The sequence below is a fragment of the Novosphingobium huizhouense genome (assembly GCF_020179475.1).
Classification (GTDB): domain Bacteria; phylum Pseudomonadota; class Alphaproteobacteria; order Sphingomonadales; family Sphingomonadaceae; genus Novosphingobium; species Novosphingobium huizhouense.
This window is the reverse complement of record NZ_JAILXZ010000002.1, coordinates 294298-315200: the sequence shown is the minus strand read 5'-3', so window position 1 is coordinate 315200 and position 20903 is coordinate 294298. Positions and strand designations below refer to the sequence as shown.

Sequence of the window (20903 nt, the reverse complement as noted above, 5' to 3'; positions counted from 1 at the left end):
GGTCATGTTTCAGCTGGGCGCCATGCAGGACTGGAAGCTGCGGGTCACTCACCTGATCGACCATGCCGCCCGCGAGCACGGCACGCGCGAGATCGTCACGCGCTGGGCCGACGGATCGACCACCCGTACCAACTGGGCCGGAATCCGCCACGATGCGCTACGCATGGTCCAGGCGCTGCGCCGGTTTGGCATTGGCCCTGGCGACCGCATCGCCACGCTGGCGATGAACCATCACCGCCACCTCGTCAGCTGGTACGGCGCGGTCGGCGTCGGCGGCATCCTCCACACGATCAATCCGCGCCTGTTCGACGACCAGCTCGACTACATCGCCAACCACGCCGAGGACAAAGTCCTGCTGTTCGACAAGGTCTGGGCGCCGGTGGTCGAGCGGATGAAGCCGCGCTGGAAGACGATCGAGCACTACGTCTGCTTCGATGGCGACGAAGGCGCGCAAAGCTTCGAGGACTGGATCGCGCCCGAGGACGGCAAGGCCGAATGGGCCGACGGCGACGAGCGCGATCCGTGCATGCTGTGCTACACCAGCGGCACCACGGGCAACCCCAAGGGCGTGCTCTATGAGCACCGCTCGACGATGCTCCATGCGATGACCTGCCAGTCGCCCGCCGTGTTCGGCATCGACACGCGGATGGTGATGATGCCGATCGTGCCGATGTTTCATGCCGCGAGCTGGGGCATTCCCTGGGCCGGCGCAGCGGCGGGGGCAAAGTTCGTCTATTGCGCGACCAACGATCCGGCGACCTTGTGCGATCTGTTCGAGACCGAGAAGGTCACCGCCTCGGCCGGCGTGCCGACGGTGTGGCTCGGCCTGCTCCAGCACCTCGACGCAACCGGCAAGGACATCCCCGCCAGCTTGCGCCAGGTCGTCTGCGGCGGGTCCGCCATGCCGCGCGCGATGATCGAGCGGTTCATGAAGAAGGACATCCGCATCGCCCATGCCTGGGGCATGACCGAGACCTCGCCGATCGGGACGACCGGAGCGGAACCTGCCGACTGGGACGAGATGAGCTTCGACGAGCGCGTCGATCTCAAGGCCAAGCAGGGCCGCGTGCCGTTCGGCGTGGAACTGCGCTGCGTCGACCTCGGCGATCCGACAAAAGTGCTGCCCCGCGACGGCGTCACCTCGGGCGCCTTGCAGGTGCGCGGGCCCTGGGTGGTCAAGCGCTACTTCAAGGCGGAGAAGGACGCGACCGACGACGAGCAGTGGTTCGATACCGGCGACGTGGCGGTGATCCACCCCGACGGCACGCTGCAGCTGACCGACCGGACCAAGGACGTGATCAAGTCGGGCGGTGAATGGATCAGCTCGGTCGAGCTCGAGAACGCCGCGATCGGACATCCGGCGGTGGCCGAGGCGGCGGCGATCGGGATATATCATCCCAAGTGGGACGAACGCCCGCTGCTGATCGTCGTGCGCAAACCCGGCGTTGCCTGCGAGTCCGAGGAAATCCGCAGCTTCCTCGGGCAGCACGTGGCCAAGTGGTGGGTGCCCGACGCGATTGCCTTCGTCGACGCGATCCCGCACACGGGCACCGGCAAGATCAGCAAGAAGGACCTGCGCGAGCAGTTCAGGGACTATGCCTGGCCCGAACTGTCCGGCGCTGCCTGACCAGAGGCGAGGAACGGCGATGACCACCTACATCGATCCCAGCAGGGAAAACTTCGACCATTTCAAGAGCCTGCCGCGCGACACGCCCGTGCACATGCTCAACCTCGTTCGCTTCAAGCCGTTGGCGACCTACCCGGACGGGCATGAGCTTGCCGACAAGGGCCTCACCGGCGCCGAAGCCTATGCCGAATACTTCCGCACGATCCAGCCGGTGCTGGACCGCGCGGGTGGCAAGATCGCGTGGAAGGGCGGCTTCGAGGCGATGGTGACCGGGCCTGCCGAATGGGAGTGGGACGAGACGTTCGTGATGTCCTACCCCAGCGCGGCCGCGTTCATGGGGATGGTCAAGGACCCCGACTACGCGCCCGTCGTGGTGCACCGCCAGGCGGCGGTCGAGGATAGCCGCCTGGTCCGTTTCGCTCCGATCGAGGAATAGGACTTGGCCTACGAAAAGCTTGCGCAGCCGATGACGCTGCAGCGCGGTCCCGCATGGAAGAACCGCCTCATGCTCGCGCCGCTGACCAATCAGCAGAGCCACGACGATGGCACGCTGTCGGACGACGAATACAACTGGCTCGTCGCGCGGGCGAGGGGCGGCTTCGGCATGGTGATGACCGCAGCGGCGCACGTGCAGCGGGTGGGGCAGGGCTTCGTCGGCCAGATCGGCGCGTTCGGCGACGAGCACCTCGCCGGGCTCGCCCGCCTTGCCGACGGCATCCGCGCGAACGGCGCGGTCTCGTCGGTCCAGCTGCACCACGCAGGATCGCGATCGGACAAGAAGGTCGTCGCCAATCCCGTCTCTGCTTGGGACAACGAGGCAGCCGGAGCCCGGGGGTTGACGACCGACGAGGTCGAGCGACTGCGCGACGATTTCGTCGCGGCGGCGGTGCGGGCGGAAAAGGCTGGCTTCGACGGCGTCGAGGTCCACGGCGCGCACGGCTACATCCTCGCCGAGTTCCTTTCGCCCGAGATCAATCTCCGCACCGACAAGTACGGCGGCAGCCCGGAGAACCGGGCGCGGCTGGTGCTCGAGATCATCGACGGCATCCGTGCGAGCTGTGGCGCCGGGTTCCAGCTGGGCCTGCGCGTATCGCCCGAGCGGTTCGGGCAGAAGCTGCTCGAGATCCGCGACCTCGTCGGCCAGGTCCTGGCCGCGGGCAAGCTCGACTACGTCGACCTCTCGCTGTGGGACGTGCGCAAGATCGCCAACGATGCCGAAGGCGAGGGGCGGCCGCTGATCGACTGGTTCCTGGACCTGCCGCGCGGAAACACGCGCGTGGGCGTGGCCGGCAAGATCCTGGGCGCCGCCGATTGCGCCTGGGTGATCGAAAAGGGCTGCGACTTCGCCGCGATCGGCCGCGGTGCGATCCTGCGCCACGATTTCCCGAGGCGCGTCCTTGCCGATCCCGCCTACCAGTCGCCGCCGCTGCCGGTAACCGAGCAGCACCTGCTCGACGAGGCGCTGAGCCCGACGTTCGTGCATTACATGAAGAACTGGAAGGGCTTCGTCACGGAGCCCGCCTGAGCGGAATTCTGCCGATCTGCATGATGTATTAAGTATTCCCGCGTAGATCGGCCCCATCGCATCACACGAGATGGGGCACGAGTACGATGCAGGTTCAACCGAGCGGCGGTTTCTTCGAACAGATCGACCTCGAGGGCCGCCTGGTCCGCGTGAGCAATTTTGCGCTCGACCACTGGTGGCTTTGGCTCGTGCTGGGCCTGGCGTTGTGGCTGGGCTTGAAGGTGCGGGCGCAACATGCGCTGATCGCCAGGCTCGACGAGCGGGCCGAGGCCGCCTTCGCCGACATCGACGCGCTGATGCTCGAACGCAAGACGCTGGTCGGCAACCTCGTCGAGGTGGTGCGCGCTTTCGCCACGCGCGAGCACGATGTCATCCGTGATGTCATCAAGGGCCGCATCGATGCGCTCGCCGCGATCAGCGAGGCCGACGCGCTGGTGGGGTCGCAGACCGCGGGCCTGCTGCAGAACCTCGTCTCGCTCGACGAGGCCTATCCGCGCCTCGCCTCGGAAGGGCATTACGCCTCGCTGCGCAGCGAACTGACCCGGGTCGAGGAGCGCCTCACCGCGAGCCGCCGCTTCTACAACCTCGCGGTCGAGGAAGTGAACGCGGTTCGCCGCGCCTTCCCGGGCAACCTCATTGCTCCGTCGAAGTCGGCGCCGCTGCGCGAGAAGTTCACGCTCGGCGAGGAGCGCCGCGCGCAGTTCGAGGAACCGGCGCAGATCACGCTCTGATCCTTCCGGGGGCGCGCGCCCCCGGCAACGAGGGCTTCACCTATGGCCGCGATCGACCGAGCCAAGGGCTACACCACCCATGCCGCCGAAGCGCGGCGCCATGTGGCGTTCTACCTTGCCGCCTATGTCCTCGCCTTCGAGCTGATCGGCGCCTTCGCGCTGGTCGTGCCGCTGCTGATGTTCGACGAGCAGCACACGATCCTCACCGATCCGCTGGGCTATGCGCTGCGCTATGCCCTGCCGCTGGCGGCGCTCGCCGCGCTGGTGTTCCGCCACGTCTATCGCGGCCATGCCGAAGCGGTGCGCAGCGCGCTCGACATCCGCGTGGTCGACCGGTCGGCCGAGCCGCGCTTCGTGACCATCGTCGAGGCGCAGTGCACCGCGCTCGGCGTGCGTTTCCCGCGCTTCGGCGTGATCGAGATCGACGCCCCCAATGCCCTGACGGTGGGCGAGGGGCCGGTGCGCGGCCTGATCGCGGTGACGCGCGGGCTGCTCGACCGGCTCGACGACGACGAGTTGGCCGCCGTGCTCGCGCACGAGGCTTCGCATATCCGCAACGGCGACACGCGGATGCTCGCCGCCAATCACGCGCTGATGCGCACCGCCGTGCAGTTGCAGGTCAACAATCCGCTGCGGCTCGAGGACTGGCGGCAGATGCTGATCCCGCTGTTCCTGCCGCCGTTCCTGCCGATCCTGCTCGCCGGCAGCATGGCGACGATGCTGTCGATGAAGCTCGCCTTCGCCGCGCGGCGCGGGATCAAGCTGTCGCGCGACCATGTCGCCGATGGCGAGGCGGTGCGGGTGACGCAGTACCCCGAGGCGCTGATCGATGCGCTGAACAAGGTCGGCGGGCGCGGCCAGTTCACCGGCAGCCGCCGGATCGAGGCGCTGCTGTTCGACGGGCCGAGCGATGGCGACGGCTCGCATCCGCCGGTTGCCGAGCGGCTCCACGCGATCGCGACGCTGGGCAAGGCGCTGATGATGCCGGGCCGTTCGCGCCGCGACACGCGCGCAGAACAGCGCGTGCGTCCCCGCTTCGGTCAGCGTGGCGCAGCGGCGGCGGCCGCAGTCCCGTCGGGCGCGATGCACTTCCCGACCGACGCCGACGGACGCCCGCTGACGCAGCCGCCGACCCCGACGCTCGCGCTGCAGGCGCTGTGGTTCACCGATCGCCCGGCGTACAACCGCTGGCGCGACGCGACGATCGCCTGGTTCGAATGGCGCGCGAGCGACCAGCGCAACCTGCTCGGCCTGACGCCCAGGATGCTTATCCCGCTGGTGTCGGTCACCGCGTTCCTGTTCGTGTTTCACTGGCCGACCGACAACGATCCGGCGAAGTTCGTCCAGACCTTCAGCCCGGCGCGCGTCGTGGCGATGTTCCACGACGTCAACGCCAATCCGACCTTCTGTTCGGGCCCCTCCTATCCCGATGGCACTTGTCGCCAGGGCCAGACTCCGGTTTACGAGACGACGCGGCGGCACGGCCCCAACCACGCCAACCCGTGGTCGGCCAAGGATGCGCCGCGCGCTGCCGAAACCGGCGACGCGCCGCCGATCGACGCCGGCCCGATGCTGATGTTCCTGTTCCTGCTGGTGCTGGTCGGCCTCGGGATCTTTGCGCCCCATCGGCTGAAGCAGCTGGTCGGAGTGGTCGAACACAAGCCGGAGAAGCACCAAGCCGAGCCGCAGGGGTTCTTCGCGCCGTCGCAGGCTCCTTCGATGCCGCGCCGCAATTCGAAGGCCGACGGAGAGGATCTCGGCACGCGGACGTTGCGTGCGCTGGTCGAGCTCGAGGCCGAGCAGAAGGGCAGCGCGGTCCATTCGCCTGCGCCGGTCGAGCGCCCTGCGGCACGACCCGTTGCGGAGCAGACGCCTCGCCCTGCGCCGCGTCCGCAAACCCCGGTTTCGCCGCCCGTGCGCGGCTTCGGGCGCAAGCAGGTCTAGAACAGCGCCAGCTGTCCGTCGGCGCTCGGCGCGCGGAACTGGGAGCAGTCGAGGTCGATCCTGACCTGGCCGATCCCGGCGCGGCGGCAGGCGAGGCGGAAACGGCTGCGGATGAGGTCGGCCCAGACGCCCTGCGGCTTCATCCGCGTGAAGAAGTTCGCATCGTTGTCCTTGCCGCCGCGCACGTCGTTGATGATCGCCATGACCTTGCCCGCGCGTTCGGGGAAATGGACGTCGAGCCATTCGCGGAACAGCGGGGCGACTTCGTGCGGCAGACGGACCATGATCCAGCTCGCCGAGGTCACCCCCCGTGCGCCCGCTTCGGCTAGGATGGCCTCGAGGTACTGGTCGGTGATCGACGGAATGACCGGCGCCACCGAAACGTGCGCGGGAACGCCGGCCTCGACCAGACTGGCCAAGGCGTCGAGACGCTTGGCCGGCGCCGAGGCGCGCGGCTCGAGCAGGCCGGACAGGCGCGGGTCGAGGCTGGTGACCGAGATGCCGACCGCAACGAGTTTTTGACGCGCGAGCTCGGCCAGAAGATCGAGGTCGTCGATCACGCGCGCCGACTTGGTGGTGATCGTCACCGGATGGCGCACTTCGAGGCACAGCTCGAGCACGCTGCGGGTGATCCGGTAGTCGCGCTCGATCGGTTGGTAGGGATCGGTGTTGGTGCCCATCGCGAGCGGCTTGGGGCTGTAGCCGCGCCCCGCGAAAGTCTTGCGCAGCAGCTCGGCCGCGTTCGGCTTGGCGAACAGCCGGGCCTCGAAGTCGAGGCCCGGCGAGAGATCGTGAAACGCGTGCGTCGGCCGGGCGTAGCAGTAGATGCAGCCGTGCTCGCAGCCGCGATAGGCGTTGAGCGAGCGGTCGAACGGGATGTCGGGCGAGCGGTTGAAGCTGACGATGGTCTTCGGGAATTCCTGCGTCACCGTGGTGCGCAGTTTCGGCCCCGGCCCGTCGATGTCCTCTTGACCGTCCAGCCAGTCGCCATCGGCCTCGCGCAAGGCAAGGCCGAAGCGGGTCGGCACGGCGCTGCTGGGCGCGCCGCGACCGCGAAGGGTGGGACTCGACATCGCAGCATTAGAACATTTGTAGAACATTCGCGCAAGACGGCGCGTGTCGCCTCAGGTCTCCAGCAGGCGCGGCATCAGTTCGACGAAGTTGCAGGGCCGGTTGCGGCTGTCGAGCTGCTCGGCAAGAATGCCGTCCCAGCCGTCCTTCACCGCCCCGTTCGAGCCGGGCAGGGCGAAGATGTAGGTGCCGCGCGCGACGACGGCGCAGGCGCGCGACTGGATCGTGCTGGTGCCGATGGTCTTGAAGCTGAGCCAGCGGAACAGTTCGCCGAAGCCCGGGATATCGCGGGTCTTGACCCGATCGAGCGCTTCGGGCGTGACGTCGCGGCCGGTGAGGCCGGTGCCGCCGGTCACGACCACGGCGTCGATCGCCCGGTCGTCGATCCAGTTGTTGAGCCGGCTGACGATGCGGTCGGCATCGTCCTTCTCGATCGCCCGGGCGGCGAGCTTGTGGCCCGCGGCCCTGACCCGTTCGCACAGGATGTCGCCCGAACTGTCGTCGGACGGACCGCGCGTGTCCGAGACCGTCAGGACGGCGATGTTGATCGGCTTGAACGGCCGCGCAGGATCAATCGCCACGCGATGCGATCCTGACGTTGCTGGCGCCATCGAGCCCGGGGAACTTCGGCCACATGCCCTGGACTAGCCCGATCCGGCTTTCCGACGGGCCACCGGCCTGCTTTTCGTACATCCAGTAGTTGCGCATCACCGTGGCGACATAGCCGCGCGTTTCCCAATAGGGGATCGATTCCATCCACAGCAGCGGATCGCCCTTGTCGCGCACCTCGACGTTCCAGCGGCCGATCGGCATCGGCCCGGCGTTGTAGGCGGCGATCACCTTGGGCAGCAGGCCCTGCGTCTCGGGCCGCGCCTTGAGCTGGGCGAGGTAGGTCTGGCCGAAGGCGAGATTGACGTCGGGCAGGTCGAGCTGCTTTTCACGCCCGAGCATGACCGGATCGATGCGGGTGAGATCGCGCGCGGTGCCGGGAAGCACCTGCATCAGGCCCTTGGCGCCGGCGGGGCTCGTCACCGAAGTGCGGAAGTTCGATTCCTGCAAGCTGTGCGCAAACAGCAGCGCCGGGTCGACCTTCCAGCCATTGGCCGGGGTCCACTTGGGCGCGGGGAAGCGTGCGGCTTCGTCGGCGCGCGCCCCGGCGGGCGCGTTGTAGGCCATCCACAGCTGGGTGGAGGGAAGGCCGAGATCGCGCGCGAGGCGCGAGAGCGGGGCGTACTGGCCCGGCGCGCCGATGCGGGCCTGGTAGCGCAGCACTTCGTCGGCAAGGCCGTCCTCGCCGATCTCGGCAAGCTGCACCGCAAGACGGACGTTGCTGACGGTGCGCAGTTGCTGCCAGTCCTGTTCGGAGAAATCGGGGGCCGCAGCGGGCACCGCCTCGCGCAGGCCGAGCGCTTCGGCCGCCATCAGGCCGTAGAGCGAATCGCGATTGCGCGCAGCGGCGCGCAGCGAGGCGCTGACCTTCTCGGGCTTGCGGCAGCGCATCCAGGCGCGGCCCGCCCAGTAGTTCGCGGCGGCGGCGAGTTCGGGATTGGTGGCCATCCCCGCCGCGCGTTCGAAGGTTTCGCCCGCGGCCATGCAATCGTCCATCCGCCAGGCGGCGAGGCCAGCGGTCCACAAGGCTTCGGGCACCCAGGCGCCGCTGCCGGCCTCGAGCGCCGACAACGAAATCAGCCGGGCGTTGGCGTCGTCGTTTTCGATGTAGAAGGCCCAGCCGACCTTCTGGCGCCATTCGGCGCGCGCCTCGGGCGAGAGCGTGGCATCGACGCCATCGAGCAGCAAGCGGGCGCCGAGCGGATCGTCGTTCTTGATGCGATCGGTGATCGCGGCGGCGATGCTGTCGGGCATCGTGCCGTCGGCCACCGAGCGCGGCTTGAGCCGCTTCGACAGCGAAGGCACGTTGAACATCGCCTGCGTGGCCGGCGGCGTCGCGGGAAGGACGGTGGCCCCGCGCTTGAGCGCGAGGCGGCCGATCTGGTCGGCCCAGGGCATGTCGGGCGCCTGCGCCAGCAGGTCGGCAAGCGGCTGCAATTCGACCTTGGGCGAGGTCGCGGCAAGGTAGAACTGCGCCTTCGCCACGGCGTGGAGCGGGCCGTCGCTGCGCTGCTGGAGCATTTGCTGGACCGTCGTCCAGTCTTCGCGTTCGATCGCGCCGAACAGGCCCTTGTAGTAGGTCCGGTCGTCCTGGCTGAGCAGCGCGGGCACCACGGTGCGATCGGCGCGGCTGCGGAAGTAATCGACGGCAGCGCTGTTGGCCTGGGCCGGAACCGCGCCGCAGAGCGCGAGACAGACCGCCACGGCCGAGAGTCCAGCGCGGGTTCGCCACCCGATCATCACGTTGGTTCGTTCCCCGTCCATTCCAGCCAGCGATTCCACAGACTTGCCTTGAAGGCGGGTCGCGCCAGCAAGGCATCGAGGTCGTACGTCGAAATCGCGGCTGTGCTGCCCCCCTCATGGTTAAACGTCGGTAAATCCGAAAGCTTATGCGGCGAATCGTGGTCGATCAGCGCCGAAACGAGGGTCTTGCCGAAGACCAGCAGCCGCTGCGGGCGGGCCAGTGCGACATGATGTTGCAACACGTCGCCGAGCCGACGCGCCTTCCACTCGGTCCAGTCGGGCGCTGCGATTCGCGCCGGCAGGATCGAGGCGAGGTAGCTGTCCTCGCGCCGCAGCCCCATCGCCGCGAGCATCGCGTCGACCAGCCTGCCGCCTCGCCCCGACAGCAGCGTGGTCCCGTCTTCGGCTTCGGGCATTGCGACGAGGATCATCAGCGGGGCGCCGGCGGACCCCGAGGGCGCGACCCGAAGCAGGCCGGGCGGCGCGAGGGACGGTTCGGCCAGCCACCAGGCCGCAAAGGCTTCAAGCGTGGTCGGCCAATGGGCGCGATCGCCGCCTGCCGGGGGCACGGACGCTACGGCCTCGACCGGTGGGGCCGGCGCCTTCGCCCGCGTCGCCTTGGCCGGCGCCGCGCTCGCCAGCCAGTCCTGCGGCGCATCGCCGAAGGCGAAGTCGAGCCCGGCGTCGCGCCACCACCCGAGCGCGGCGTCAACCGCGTCTGCCAGGCGCGCGCCTTCGCGTGGATCGGTCCCGTTCACCTGTCGCTATATCCAGTCACGAAGGCGGTATTGACCTTGGACGCCGCAGCTTTCAAGGCAGTCGGGAAATTCAATCGAGCGATTAGGCGGAGCCTGGTGATGAGTGAACGCGAATCGATGCCCTATGACGTCGTCATCGTCGGCGGCGGCCCGGCGGGTCTGGCGGCTTCGATCCGCCTCAAGCAGGTGAACCCCGACATCTCGGTCTGCCTGCTCGAGAAGGGGTCAGAAGTCGGCGCCCACATCCTTTCGGGCGCGGTGGTCGATCCCAAGGCGCTCGACGAACTGCTGCCCGAATGGCGGACGATGGGCTGTCCGATGGCCGAGACCCCGGTGACCGACAACTGGCACTGGGTGCTCACCAGCAAGGGCAAGATGAGCATCCCGCACTGGCCGATGCCGCCGTTCATGTCGAACCACGGCAACTACACCGGCTCGCTCGGCAGCCTGTGCCGCTGGCTCGCCGAGCAGGCAATGGAGCTGGGCGTCGAGATCTTCCCCGGCTTCCCCGCCGCCGAAGTGCTGTTCGACGAGAACGGCGCGGTGATGGGCGTCGCCACCGGCGACATGGGCATCGGCAAGGATGGCGAGAAGAAGCCGGACTACCAGCCGGGCATGGAACTCCATGCCAAGTACACGCTGTTCGCCGAAGGGGCCCGCGGCCACCTGACCAAGCGGTTGAAGGCGCACTTCGATCTCGAACGCGATTGCCAGCCGCAGGTCTATGGCATCGGCATCAAGGAGCTGTGGGACATCGATCCCGAAAAGCACGTGCCGGGCCGCGTGCTGCACACGCAGGGCTGGCCGCTTTCGGAAAGCAACACCTGGGGCGGCGGCTTCCTCTACCACCAGGCCAACAACCAGGTGGCGCTGGGCTTCGTGACGGCGCTCGATTACGCCAACCCCTACGTCTACCCGTTCGAGGAATTCCAGCGCTGGAAGACGCACCCCGAGATCGCCAAGATCCTCGAGGGCGGGCGCCGCGTCTCGTACGGGGCACGCGCGATCAACGAGGGCGGCTGGCAGTCGGTGCCGCGCCTGTCGTTCCCCGGCGGCGCGCTGATCGGCTGCTCGGCGGGCTTCGTCAACGTGCCCCGGATCAAGGGCAGCCACACCGCGATGAAGAGCGGCATGCTCGCGGCCGAAGCGATCAGCGCCGCGATCGCTGCCGGTCGCGAGAAGGACGACATGGTCGAGTACGACGCCGCCGTCCGTGACAGCTGGATCGCGACCGAGCTCAAGAAGGTGCAGAACGCGCAGCCGCTGATCGCCAAGTTCGGCGGCGAGCTCGGCACCGTGCTCGCCGGCGCCGACATGTGGCTGCGCCAGCTGTTCAAGTTCGGCATCGCCAAGCCGTTGAAGCATCACCGCGACAGCGAAGCGACGCAGCGCGCCGACCTGTTCCGCCCGATCGTCTATCCCAAGCCCGACGGCGTGCTGACTTTCGACCGCCTGTCGAGCGTGTTCCTTTCGGGCACCAACCACGAGGAAGACCAGCCGAGCCACCTCAAGCTCAAGGACCCGACGGTTCCGACGCGGATCAACCTGCCGCTCTATGCGGGGCCCGAGCAGCGCTACTGCCCGGCGGGCGTCTACGAATATGTCGGCGTCGAGGAAGGAACCCCGCGCCTGCAGATCAACGCGCAGAACTGCGTCCACTGCAAGACCTGCGACATCAAGGACATGACCCAGAACATCGAATGGGTCACGCCCGAAGGCGGCGGCGGCCCGAACTATCCGAACATGTGAGAATTCCTCCCCGAACGGGGAAGGGGAGGAACGGTGAGGGAAACAGCCTACGCCAAGATCAACCTCGCGCTGCATGTCCGCAGGCGGCGCGAGGATGGCTATCACGAGCTCGAGACGCTGTTTGCGTTCGTCGACGCGGGCGATGAACTGCGCGCCGCGCCGGCGGGCGCGGATCGGTTGCGCGTGACCGGGGAGTTCGCCGGCACGCTTTCGGACCCGTTTGGAAATATCGTCGCCAAGGCGCTGACTTCCTTGCCGCATGGGCCGGGCTGGGACGTCCTCCTCGACAAGCGCCTGCCCGTCGCGGCGGGGCTGGGCGGCGGCTCGGCCGATGCGGGCGCGGTGTTCCGCATGGTGCGCGACGTCCATGGCCTGCCCGAGGACTGGCATGCCCGCGCTGCCCGCCTCGGCGCCGACGTTCCGGCTTGCGTCGAGAGCCTGGCCTGCATCGGGCGCGGCACCGGGACCGAACTGGAGCCGGTCGCCAACGACCTTGCCGGAACCCCGGTCTTGCTCGTCAATCCGCGCATTCCGCTCGCCACGGGCCCGGTGTTCCAGGGCTGGGACGGAATCGACCGCGGCCCCATGCCGCAGGGCGACCTGCGCACGATCGCTCTCGAAGGCCGCAACGACCTCGAACCGCCGGCGCGCGCGCTGGTGCCGCAGATCGGCGACGTTCTGGCAGCCTTGCGCAATAGCGGTGCTTGGGCATCGCGGATGAGCGGATCGGGTGCGACCTGCTTTGCGGTCTACGACAGCCCTGCCCAGCGCGATGCCGCGCAAGCCGCGCTCCCGCCCGCCTGGTGGAGCCTTGCCGGGGCCTTGCGCTGATGGAGCACGAAGCCTTCCGCATCCTCGGCACGCCCCGTTTCGGCGGCATCCTCGTCGTGTCGGACCATGCGTCGAACCGCGTACCCGCCGACATCGACCTCGGCATCGCGCCCGAACTGCTCGACCAGCACGTCGCGATCGACATCGGCGTCGGCGCGATCGGCGCGATCATGGCGCAGCGCCCGGGCATCGCCGCGTTCCAGGGCGCCGTCAGCCGCCTCGTCTGCGACTTCAACCGCGACGAGCACCTGCCGACGGTCGTCCCCGTCGCCAGCGACGGCCATGCGATCCCCGGCAACGCGCTCGACCACGCGGGCCACGAAGCGCGGCTCGCCCGCTTCTTCCGCCCCTATCACCAAGCGCTCGCGGCCACGATCGAGGCCGCGCCGCCGGCGCTGATCCTGTCGCTGCACAGCTTCACGCCGCGCCTTGCCACCAGCGCGGAACCGCGCCCCTGGCACGTCGGCGTGCTCTACAACGCGGACGAGCGCGCCGCGCGCCTCGCAATCCCGCTGCTCGAGGCCGAGGGGCTGATCGTCGGCGACCAGCAGCCCTATTCGGGCAAGCTGCTCAACGCGACGATGAACCGCCATGCCGAGGCCGACGGCCGGCCGTATCTCGGCATCGAGATCCGGCAGGACCTGATCGGCGACCTCGCCGGGCAGCAGGAATGGGCCGAGCGCCTGGTGCGTATCGCCAATACGGTCGCGATCGCCATCGAAGGCTGAATCGCGGCGATCGTCTCAAAATTAACTTTCGACCGGTGACGTTTGCTGGGGTAGGGAGCGCACGGTCGCAAACCTCATAAATTACCCGAACACCGGAGTCCTCCGCATGCCCGCCTATCGTTCCCGCACCACCACCCATGGCCGAAACATGGCAGGCGCGCGCGGCCTGTGGCGCGCCACCGGCATGAAGGACAGCGACTTTGGCAAGCCGATCATCGCGGTCGTGAACTCGTTCACCCAGTTCGTCCCCGGCCATGTCCACTTGAAGGACCTCGGCCAGATGGTCGCGCGCGAGATCGAGGCGGCGGGAGGCGTCGCCAAGGAATTCAACACCATCGCGGTCGACGACGGCATCGCCATGGGCCACGACGGCATGCTCTATTCGCTGCCGAGCCGCGACCTGATCGCCGACAGCGTCGAATACATGGTCAACGCGCACTGCGCCGACGCGATGGTCTGCATCTCGAACTGCGACAAGATCACGCCCGGCATGCTGATGGCGGCGATGCGGATCAACATCCCGGTGGTGTTCGTCTCGGGCGGGCCGATGGAAGCGGGCAAGGTCGTGCTGCGCGGCAAGGAAGTCGCGCTCGACCTGGTCGACGCGATGGTCGCCGCCGCCGACGAGGCCTACAGCGACGAGGAAGTACAGACGATCGAGCGCTCGGCCTGCCCGACCTGCGGTTCGTGCTCGGGCATGTTCACCGCCAATTCGATGAACTGCCTCACCGAAGCGCTGGGCCTGTCGCTGCCGGGCAACGGCTCGACGCTGGCCACCCACGCCGACCGCAAGCGCCTGTTCCTCGAAGCCGGCCGCCTCGCGGTCGACTTGTGCAAGCGCTACTACGAGCAGGACGACGAAAGCGTGCTGCCGCGCGCGATCGCCAGCTTCAAGGCGTTCGAGAACGCGATGAGCCTCGACATCGCGATGGGCGGGTCGACCAACACGGTGCTCCACCTGCTTGCCGCCGCGCACGAAGCCGGCGTCGACTTCACCATGGCCGACATCGACCGGCTGAGCCGCAAGGTTCCGTGCCTGTCGAAGGTCGCCCCGGCCAAGGCCGACGTCCACATGGAGGATGTCCACCGCGCCGGCGGGATCATGGCGATCCTGGGCGAGCTCGACCGGGCCGGTCTGCTCCACACCGACCTCCCCACGGTGCACAGCCGCACGATGGGCGATGCGCTCGCCCAGTGGGACATCGCGCGCACCAATGCGCCTTCGGTGCAGGAATTCTTCCGCGCCGCGCCCGGTGGCGTGCCGACGCAAGTCGCCTTCAGCCAGGACCGCCGCTGGAAGGAGCTCGATCTCGACCGCGAGAAGGGCGTGATCCGCTCGGCGGAGAACGCTTTCTCGCAGGACGGCGGGCTCGCCGTGCTGACCGGCAACATCGCGCTCGACGGCTGCATCGTGAAGACCGCCGGGGTCGACGAGAAGATTCTCAAGTTCACCGGCCCGGCCAAGGTCTACGAAAGCCAGGACGCCGCCGTCACCGCGATCCTCACCGGGCAGGTCGTCGCGGGCGATGTCGTGGTGATCCGCTACGAAGGCCCCAAGGGCGGCCCCGGTATGCAGGAAATGCTCTATCCCACGAGCTACCTGAAATCGAAGGGCCTGGGCGCGGCCTGCGCGCTGCTCACCGACGGCCGCTTCTCTGGCGGCACCTCGGGCCTCTCGATCGGCCACGTCTCGCCCGAAGCGGCGGAAGGCGGCACGATCGGCCTGGTCGAGAACGGCGATGTCATCGCCATCGACATTCCGGCGCGCACGATCACGCTGCAGGTCTCGGACGACGAACTCGCCCGCCGCCGCGCCGCGCAGGACGCGAAGGGGTGGAAGCCCGCCAAGGAGCGCCCGCGCAAGGTCTCGACCGCGCTCAAGGCCTATGCCGCGATGACCACCAGCGCCGCGCGCGGCGCCATTCGCGACATCTCGCAGCTCGATGCGAAAGGCTGAGGCGCTGCTTCCGCTGCTCGCGCTCGCCGCCTGCGGGCGCGGGGGCGAGGCGGGACCGCCCTTGCGACACATCGACTGCGCGCTCGCCGGGGCGGCCGGCTTCAAGCCCGACTGCACGGTCGAGGAAGTCATGCAGAACGGCCGCACCATGCTGGTCGTGGCCGCGCCCGACGGGATGTTCCGCCGCTTCGAGAAGGTGGCAGACGGACGCGGCGTGATCGCGGCCGATGGCGTCGAGGAGTCGCTGGCGCACTGGGTGGCGGACGGCGTGCTCGAGGTGTCGGTCGGACAGGACCGCTATCGCTTTCCCGCGAGCCTGAAAGGCGATACCGGTCCCTCCGATGCCGCAACACCGTGACGTAACACTCTCGCAAGTCCTCACCGTGGCGCAGATGCGCGCCGCCGAAGACGACCTGATTGCCGGCGGAACCACGGTCGAGGCGCTGATGGAGACCGCCGGACGCGGCGCGGGCGAGATCGTCCGGCGCGTCGCTGGCGGGCGCGCGGTGACCGTGCTGTGTGGCCCCGGCAACAACGGCGGCGACGGCTACGTCATCGCGCGGCACCTGATGGAGCATGGCAATGCCGTCACCGTCGTCGCCCCGCGCGCCCCCGCAACGCCCGCCGCGCGCAACGCCCGCAACCTTTTCAAGGGTCACGTAACGGACGGCCAAGCTGTTGTTCCGGGTGACGTTTTCGTCGACTGCCTGTTCGGCAGCGGGCTGACCCGCGCGCTTCCCGATGAGCTGCTGGTGCTGCTGCGGCAGCTCGCTGCGGCGCACGCCCTGACCGTCGCGGTCGATCTGCCGAGCGGAGTCGAAAGCGACACCGGAACACCGCTCAACGAGGGCTTGCCGCGCAATGACCTGACCATTGCGCTCGGCGCATGGAAGCACGCGCACTGGGCGATGCCGGCCAGCGCGACGATGGGCGCGCTCAAGCTGGTCGATATCGGCGTGACGTTGCGCCCTGAAGCGCCGCGCCTGTTGCAGCGCCCGCGCCTCCGCCCGCCTGCGCCCGACGCGCACAAGTACCGGCGCGGATTGCTCGGCATCGTGGCGGGGGCCATGCCCGGCGCGCCGCTGCTTGCGGCCACTGCGGCGCTCAGGGCGGGGGCAGGCTACGTCAAGCTGCTCGAGACCGGCGGGCCAGTGGTCGCTGCGCCGCCGGAACTCGTCGTGCAGACCGGCGCGATCGACGCGCTTCTCGGCGACGACCGCCTCTCCGCCTTGCTAATCGGCCCCGGCCTCGGCCGCGACCATGCCGCGCGCGCCCGTTTTGCTGCCGTGATCGCGCGCTGCGTTCCGACCGTCCTCGATGCCGACGCGCTGATGCTGCTCGGCCCCGACTTGCCCCTGAAAGCACCGACGATACTCACCCCTCACGAAGGCGAAATGGCCGCGCTCGAACGCGCCCATGCGCTCACGCCTGAAGGTTCGCGCCTGACCCGCGCCAAGGCGCTTGCGGCAGCTTGTGGCGCCACGGTCCTGCTAAAGGGGCCGGACAGCGTGATCGCCGATCCCGATGGCGCCGCCACGCTCGCCCCGCGCGCCTCGAGCTGGCTTTCGGCGGCGGGGACCGGCGACGTGCTCGCAGGGCTCGTCGCCAGTCGCCTCGCGACGCATGGCGACGCGGCGCTTGCGGCGCGCGAAGGGCTGTGGCTCCACGGCGAGGCGGCGCGGCTGTGCGGGCCGGCGTTCACGTCGGGTGAACTGGCGCAGGCCGCATCGCGGGCGCTGGCAGGAGCGCTGGCATGACCGGCAGCCGCGTCATCCGCATCGCCGCCAAGGGCGAGGGGCAGACCGCCGACGGCCGCTATGTGCCGCTCGCCGCGCCCGGCGATGTGCTCGAGGCCGATGGCAGCCTGACCCGGGGGGCCGACCATGTCGATCCGCCCTGTCGTCATTTCCCGGCCTGCGGCGGATGCCAGTTGCAGCACCTGTCCGAACGCGCGCTCGAGGAATACGTGTTCGGCCGCGTCGAGGGCGCGGCGCTGGGGCAGGGGATCGCCCCGCCGCCCGCCGAGCCTGCGCACCTCTCGCCGCCCGCCGCGCGTCGCCGCACCACGCTCCATGCGCAGGCGATCGGCAAGCGCGTGGTCATCGGCTTTCGCGAACAGGGCAGCCATCGCATCGTCGACATGCGCGAATGCCACGTGCTTGCCCCCGAACTCTTCGCCCTGGTCGCCCCGATCCGGCGGCTGCTCGAAGGCTGGAACGAGCGCAAGCTCGTCGTCGAAGTCGAAATGACGCTGGCCGATCAAGGGGTTGCGCTCGGGCTCCATGGCCTCGTCGCCGACAACCTCGCGCGCACCGAAGCGCTGCTCGACTTCGCGCGCGACCACGGGCTCGCCCGCCTGACGCTCGACAACGGCTTCGGCCCCGAAGCGACCTGGGAACCCGATCCGGTGACGGTCACGCTTGGCGAGACGCCCGTCGGCCTGCCGCCCGGCGCCTTCCTCCAGGCGACGCGCGACGGCGAGGCGGCGCTGACCGGCGCCGCGCGCGAATGGTTGGCGGGAAGCGCGACGATCGCCGACCTGTTCTCCGGCCTCGGCACCTTCGCCTTCGCGCTCGCCGAGGGCGGCACGAAAGTGCTCGCGGTGGAAGCCGCGCGCGACGCGCATCTCGCCTGCCAGGCGGCGGCGCGCGCCAACGGACGGCAGGTCCACGCGCTCCACCGCGACCTGTTCCGCAATCCGCTGCGCACCGAGGAACTCGATCGCTTCGCCGCCGTCGTGCTCGATCCGCCGAGAGCGGGCGCAAAGGAGCAGGTCGCGCAGATCGCCGCGAGCAAGGCGGGACGCGTCTGCTACGTCAGCTGCAATCCGGCGAGCTGGGCGAAGGATGCGGCGACGCTGATTGCGGGCGGCTATCGGCTCGCGGCGCTGCGGGCGGTCGGGCAGTTCCGCTGGTCGACCCACGTCGAGCTGGCGAGCCTGTTCCTGCGCGAAGAGTAGGACCACCCGCGGCCCGGGCGGGTGGTCCGTGTCGTCATGCGGCGATTCAGAACACCGCCATGGCGGCGTGCACGATGAGCGCCATCAGCGCGAGGCTCGACAGCGCGAACAGTCCGAAGCGCACGCCGACCTTGTTGACGGTCGATTGCCAGATCGAGTGCACCACGCGCAGCGCGACGTAGGCCCAGGCGATCATGGTGTTGAGCCCGTCGCCCTGTCCGATCATGGCAAGCACGATGCACACCGCATAAAATACGGTAGGTGCTTCGTGCAGGTGGTTGTAATTGTGGGCCTTCCACTGGATTTCCCGCGGGATCAGGGTTTCCAGCATCGCGCCGGTCCAGCCCTGGTCGGCGCCCGGCTCGGTCGGCTTCGGCAGCTTGCCGATGGCCGGGATGCGCGTTGCGTACATCCACAGCCACATGATCATGGTCCACGCCGCCAGCGCCACCACCGGCTTGAGGATCGTCATGCCAATCATCGTCTTTCTCCCCCTAGTTCACGTAATGCCTGAGGCAGCGGGACCCTTGCCCGCAGAGCGGTGCGCCTGACGTGATCGCGCGTGTTCGGAACAGCGCCGGCCCGGCATTGCCGGCCCGTGCGCGCGCTTCCTGATCCGTTGCAACCCGGTGCTTCATCGGCCCCGCTCCCCGGGGGGCAGACTGCGCAGCGGTCAACAGATTGTCAAACGCAACCTATGCGTTGCGCGTCAGCACGCCGATCTGGAAGTAGCCGAGCGCGCCGCGCGTGGTCGTGGCCGAAAACGGGCCATCTTCGCAGATCGCCGTCAGCGCCGCGCCGAGGTCGGTGCGGGGCGTGACGTGGAAGCTCGCCAGCCAGGCGCGCAGCGCGGCCCGCAAGGGTCCGGGCAGCCCGCCGAGGTCGCCGAAGTCGACGATATGGAGCGATCCGCCGGGGGCGAGCAGGGTCGCCGCGTGGGCAATCGCCTCGCGCCAGACAGGAATCATCGACACGGCATAGGAAATGACCACGCGGTCGAAGGTGGAGCGGCCGAACAGGCTCGCCGGATCGAAGTCGGTGGCGTCACCCAGCGCGAGCACCGCCTTGTGCCCCAGCTTCTCGTCCGCGATCGAGAGCATCTCGCTCGAGATGTCGAGCCCGTGCAGCAGCGCGCCGGGCCAGCGCTTGCCGATCAGCGCGAGATTGCGCCCGGTGCCGCAGCCGACTTCGAGCACGCTGGTCCCGGCTGGCGCATCGAGCGCGCCGATCAGGCTGTCGCGGCCGAACAGGTAATACTTCCGCGTGGCGTCATAGATGTGCTTCTGGCGCCGGTAGACGGCGTCCATCAGCGCGCCATGCCCGCCCTGTGCGGGCGACGCGGACCGGACTGCGCTCGCCATCACGCCAGCTCGTAGAGGTGGACGCCGCCATAGATCGAGGAGCGGTCGCGCCGCGTGTAGTCGAGGCTCGCCTCGGCGTGGTAGGTCCAGCGCGCCAGCAATGCGTCATCGACCCGGCCGGGCAGCAGGCTCGGCTCGGCGGCGGTGCGGAACAGCACGCGCGCGCCGGGCCGCGCGGTGCGGGTGATCTGACGCCAGAGGTCGCCCAACTGCTCGTCGGTCATCCAGTCCTGCGCATCGAGCAGCACGTAGCGGTCGAGCGAGGCATCGCCCTGCGCCGCGAGCCATTCGGTCATGTTGGCATGGCGCACGTCGACCCGGTCGACCCGGTTGCGCACGGTCTGCCAGTTCGCGGCCTGGAGATAGGGCGGCAGCGGGCAATCGGGCGCACGGCCATAGCCGCGCGAAAAAGCCTGCCAGGCGAAGTAGTTGTCCGACACATCGAAGTCGCAGGCGAGCTTTTCGAGGCGACGGCGCAGCACGTTGGCCATGGGCTGGTCGCCGGCGAGCGCATCGAACTGGGCGGGCGGAATGCCGAGCCCGAACAGCGAGGCGGGCTGCTCGGTCAGCCAGCGCACGAACTTCTTGTCGAACACCGGCGCCATCTCGGTCTCGAACACCGCGCGCTGTTCCTCGACCGAGCGCGCGGCGAGGATCTTCGACAGGTCGATCCGGTAGATCTTGGCAAGCAGGTGGGCGATGCCGATGAAGTTGCCGAGCAGCCCGCGCTTGTAGATGCCCTTGCGGAAGCCGCCGATGCGGCGCCGGCCGGTCAGGTCGCGGCCTTCCCAGTAACGACGGGTCGGCTCGTCGAGGTGTTGCGCGACGAAGGCATGGTAGGCCTCGATGTTCGCCTTGCTGTCGGCCTCGGCGAAGAAGCGGCGGAACAGCGCGTAGTCGGGCAGGTGCCGCGCCGAGGCGAGCTTGAGCTTGTTGAGCGCGATGTGCGCGGTGTTGAGATCGACCGCGGTGATCTGCGCCGGATCGGCGACGAGATAGGACAGCACGTTGCAGCCGCCGCTGGCGATCGCGACCATCCGGCTGTCCGGCTTGATCTGCAGCGCCTCCATGTCGACTTCGGGATCTTCCCAGATCTGCGCATAGACGAGCCCGCGGAAGGCGAAGGCGAAAGCATGATCGAGCAGCCGGCTGCCGACTCCTGCGCTCTTGCGGACGACGGCGCCCTTGACCTTCTTCTGGGTTTCTGCGGCGAATTGCGGCTTGCTGGTCTGCATAAGCGCGGCTCAAGTCCTTGCGTTCGGTGCTTGTCCGGCGCGAGTAGGACCGTGGCGTTGCGGTATTGTTGCAAA

19 protein-coding genes are annotated in these 20903 nt (G+C 68.8%); 12 read left to right on the top strand and 7 right to left on the bottom strand.

Features of this window, described 5'->3' with window-relative positions; genetic code table 11:
- The first annotated feature begins 4 nt into the window (after positions 1–4).
- From K3A85_RS09825 to K3A85_RS09805, 5 genes are all read left to right on the top strand, one after another.
- The gene (locus tag K3A85_RS09825; RefSeq protein WP_225206334.1) at positions 5–1627 is read left to right on the top strand and encodes a long-chain fatty acid--CoA ligase; all 1623 of its coding nucleotides are present in this window, start codon (positions 5–7) and stop codon (positions 1625–1627) included.
- Between the two features lie 19 nt (positions 1628–1646).
- The gene (locus K3A85_RS09820; protein ID WP_225206333.1) at positions 1647–2063 is read left to right on the top strand and encodes a DUF1330 domain-containing protein; all 417 of its coding nucleotides are present in this window, start codon (positions 1647–1649) and stop codon (positions 2061–2063) included.
- Between the two features lie 3 nt (positions 2064–2066).
- A complete protein-coding gene (locus K3A85_RS09815; protein WP_225206332.1) occupies positions 2067–3152 on the top strand; it encodes an NADH:flavin oxidoreductase in 1086 nt (361 codons plus the stop codon).
- Positions 3153–3238: 86 nt separating this feature from the next.
- Entirely contained in the window at positions 3239–3883 is a 645-nt protein-coding gene (locus K3A85_RS09810; RefSeq protein ID WP_225206331.1) for a LemA family protein, read from the top strand.
- A 42-nt stretch (positions 3884–3925) separates the two neighbouring features.
- Positions 3926–5827 (top strand): M48 family metalloprotease, encoded by a 1902-nt coding sequence (locus K3A85_RS09805; RefSeq protein WP_225206330.1) that lies wholly within the window; start codon positions 3926–3928, stop codon positions 5825–5827.
- On the opposite strand, the gene K3A85_RS09800 is transcribed toward K3A85_RS09805, so the two are convergent.
- The 4 genes from K3A85_RS09800 to K3A85_RS09785 are packed head-to-tail and all read right to left on the bottom strand — an operon-like array spanning position 5824 to position 10008.
- The gene (locus K3A85_RS09800) at positions 5824–6900 is read right to left on the bottom strand and encodes a PA0069 family radical SAM protein (protein ID WP_225206329.1); all 1077 of its coding nucleotides are present in this window, start codon (positions 6898–6900) and stop codon (positions 5824–5826) included. The genes K3A85_RS09805 and K3A85_RS09800 overlap by 4 nt on opposite strands.
- Before the next feature lie 51 nt (positions 6901–6951).
- On the bottom strand, positions 6952–7479 hold the full coding sequence (gene moaB / locus K3A85_RS09795; protein WP_225206328.1) for a molybdenum cofactor biosynthesis protein B: 528 nt from the start codon (positions 7477–7479) through the stop codon (positions 6952–6954).
- A complete protein-coding gene (locus tag K3A85_RS09790; RefSeq protein ID WP_225206327.1) occupies positions 7469–9271 on the bottom strand; it encodes a lytic transglycosylase domain-containing protein in 1803 nt (600 codons plus the stop codon). Before K3A85_RS09790 ends, moaB begins: the two co-directional genes overlap by 11 nt.
- On the bottom strand, positions 9247–10008 hold the full coding sequence (locus K3A85_RS09785) for a uracil-DNA glycosylase family protein (protein WP_225206326.1): 762 nt from the start codon (positions 10006–10008) through the stop codon (positions 9247–9249). Before K3A85_RS09785 ends, K3A85_RS09790 begins: the two co-directional genes overlap by 25 nt.
- Before the next feature lie 99 nt (positions 10009–10107).
- Between K3A85_RS09785 and K3A85_RS09780 the strand changes: the two genes are divergently transcribed.
- From K3A85_RS09780 to K3A85_RS09750, 7 genes are all read left to right on the top strand, one after another.
- Positions 10108–11757 carry an electron transfer flavoprotein-ubiquinone oxidoreductase gene (locus K3A85_RS09780; protein WP_225206325.1) on the top strand — a complete coding sequence of 550 codons (1650 nt, stop codon included), beginning with the start codon at positions 10108–10110 and terminating at the stop codon, positions 11755–11757.
- Between the two features lie 33 nt (positions 11758–11790).
- Positions 11791–12588, top strand: coding sequence for a 4-(cytidine 5'-diphospho)-2-C-methyl-D-erythritol kinase (locus tag K3A85_RS09775; protein WP_225206324.1), 798 nt, complete (start codon positions 11791–11793; stop codon positions 12586–12588).
- Positions 12588–13316 carry an N-formylglutamate amidohydrolase gene (locus K3A85_RS09770; protein WP_225206323.1) on the top strand — a complete coding sequence of 243 codons (729 nt, stop codon included), beginning with the start codon at positions 12588–12590 and terminating at the stop codon, positions 13314–13316. The genes K3A85_RS09775 and K3A85_RS09770 overlap by 1 nt, the downstream gene beginning before the upstream one ends.
- Positions 13317–13422: 106 nt before the next feature.
- Positions 13423–15273 carry a dihydroxy-acid dehydratase gene (gene ilvD / locus K3A85_RS09765; protein ID WP_225206322.1) on the top strand — a complete coding sequence of 617 codons (1851 nt, stop codon included), beginning with the start codon at positions 13423–13425 and terminating at the stop codon, positions 15271–15273.
- Positions 15260–15631 carry a hypothetical protein gene (locus tag K3A85_RS09760; RefSeq protein WP_225206321.1) on the top strand — a complete coding sequence of 124 codons (372 nt, stop codon included), beginning with the start codon at positions 15260–15262 and terminating at the stop codon, positions 15629–15631. The genes ilvD and K3A85_RS09760 overlap by 14 nt, the downstream gene beginning before the upstream one ends.
- Positions 15615–17030 (top strand): NAD(P)H-hydrate dehydratase, encoded by a 1416-nt coding sequence (locus K3A85_RS09755; RefSeq protein ID WP_225206320.1) that lies wholly within the window; start codon positions 15615–15617, stop codon positions 17028–17030. Before K3A85_RS09760 ends, K3A85_RS09755 begins: the two co-directional genes overlap by 17 nt.
- Positions 17027–18232: a class I SAM-dependent RNA methyltransferase gene (locus K3A85_RS09750; RefSeq protein ID WP_225206319.1), complete on the top strand. Its 1206-nt coding sequence runs from the start codon at positions 17027–17029 to the stop codon at positions 18230–18232. The genes K3A85_RS09755 and K3A85_RS09750 overlap by 4 nt, the downstream gene beginning before the upstream one ends.
- Positions 18233–18278: 46 nt before the next feature.
- Here the strand turns inward: K3A85_RS09750 and K3A85_RS09745 are convergent, their stop codons facing one another.
- From K3A85_RS09745 to K3A85_RS09735, 3 genes are all read right to left on the bottom strand, one after another.
- Complete coding sequence (locus K3A85_RS09745; protein WP_225206318.1) at positions 18279–18713, bottom strand: MAPEG family protein; 435 nt, start codon at positions 18711–18713, stop codon at positions 18279–18281.
- A gap of 214 nt (positions 18714–18927) precedes the next feature.
- Complete coding sequence (locus K3A85_RS09740) at positions 18928–19593, bottom strand: class I SAM-dependent methyltransferase (RefSeq protein WP_225206317.1); 666 nt, start codon at positions 19591–19593, stop codon at positions 18928–18930.
- Positions 19593–20828, bottom strand: a complete 1236-nt coding sequence (locus K3A85_RS09735) for a DUF3419 family protein (RefSeq protein ID WP_225206316.1) — start codon at positions 20826–20828, stop codon at positions 19593–19595. Before K3A85_RS09735 ends, K3A85_RS09740 begins: the two co-directional genes overlap by 1 nt.
- Positions 20829–20903: the final 75 nt, after the last annotated feature.

What these genes read in the sequence shown, in the direction of transcription:
- K3A85_RS09780 (WP_225206325.1), top strand. Translation starts at nt 10,108, where the DNA reads ATGAGTGAACGCGAATCGATGCCCTATGACGTCGTCATCGTCGGCGGC.
- K3A85_RS09805 (WP_225206330.1), top strand. Translation starts at nt 3,926, where the DNA reads ATGGCCGCGATCGACCGAGCCAAGGGCTACACCACCCATGCCGCCGAA.
- ilvD (WP_225206322.1), top strand. Translation starts at nt 13,423, where the DNA reads ATGCCCGCCTATCGTTCCCGCACCACCACCCATGGCCGAAACATGGCA.
- K3A85_RS09770 (WP_225206323.1), top strand. Translation starts at nt 12,588, where the DNA reads ATGGAGCACGAAGCCTTCCGCATCCTCGGCACGCCCCGTTTCGGCGGC.
- K3A85_RS09735 (WP_225206316.1), bottom strand. Translation starts at nt 20,828, where the DNA reads ATGCAGACCAGCAAGCCGCAATTCGCCGCAGAAACCCAGAAGAAGGTC.
- K3A85_RS09740 (WP_225206317.1), bottom strand. Translation starts at nt 19,593, where the DNA reads ATGGCGAGCGCAGTCCGGTCCGCGTCGCCCGCACAGGGCGGGCATGGC.
- K3A85_RS09755 (WP_225206320.1), top strand. Translation starts at nt 15,615, where the DNA reads ATGCCGCAACACCGTGACGTAACACTCTCGCAAGTCCTCACCGTGGCG.
- K3A85_RS09820 (WP_225206333.1), top strand. Translation starts at nt 1,647, where the DNA reads ATGACCACCTACATCGATCCCAGCAGGGAAAACTTCGACCATTTCAAG.
- K3A85_RS09760 (WP_225206321.1), top strand. Translation starts at nt 15,260, where the DNA reads ATGCGAAAGGCTGAGGCGCTGCTTCCGCTGCTCGCGCTCGCCGCCTGC.
- K3A85_RS09750 (WP_225206319.1), top strand. Translation starts at nt 17,027, where the DNA reads ATGACCGGCAGCCGCGTCATCCGCATCGCCGCCAAGGGCGAGGGGCAG.
- K3A85_RS09810 (WP_225206331.1), top strand. Translation starts at nt 3,239, where the DNA reads ATGCAGGTTCAACCGAGCGGCGGTTTCTTCGAACAGATCGACCTCGAG.
- K3A85_RS09800 (WP_225206329.1), bottom strand. Translation starts at nt 6,900, where the DNA reads ATGTCGAGTCCCACCCTTCGCGGTCGCGGCGCGCCCAGCAGCGCCGTG.
- K3A85_RS09825 (WP_225206334.1), top strand. Translation starts at nt 5, where the DNA reads ATGTTTCAGCTGGGCGCCATGCAGGACTGGAAGCTGCGGGTCACTCAC.
- K3A85_RS09745 (WP_225206318.1), bottom strand. Translation starts at nt 18,713, where the DNA reads ATGATTGGCATGACGATCCTCAAGCCGGTGGTGGCGCTGGCGGCGTGG.
- K3A85_RS09790 (WP_225206327.1), bottom strand. Translation starts at nt 9,271, where the DNA reads ATGGACGGGGAACGAACCAACGTGATGATCGGGTGGCGAACCCGCGCT.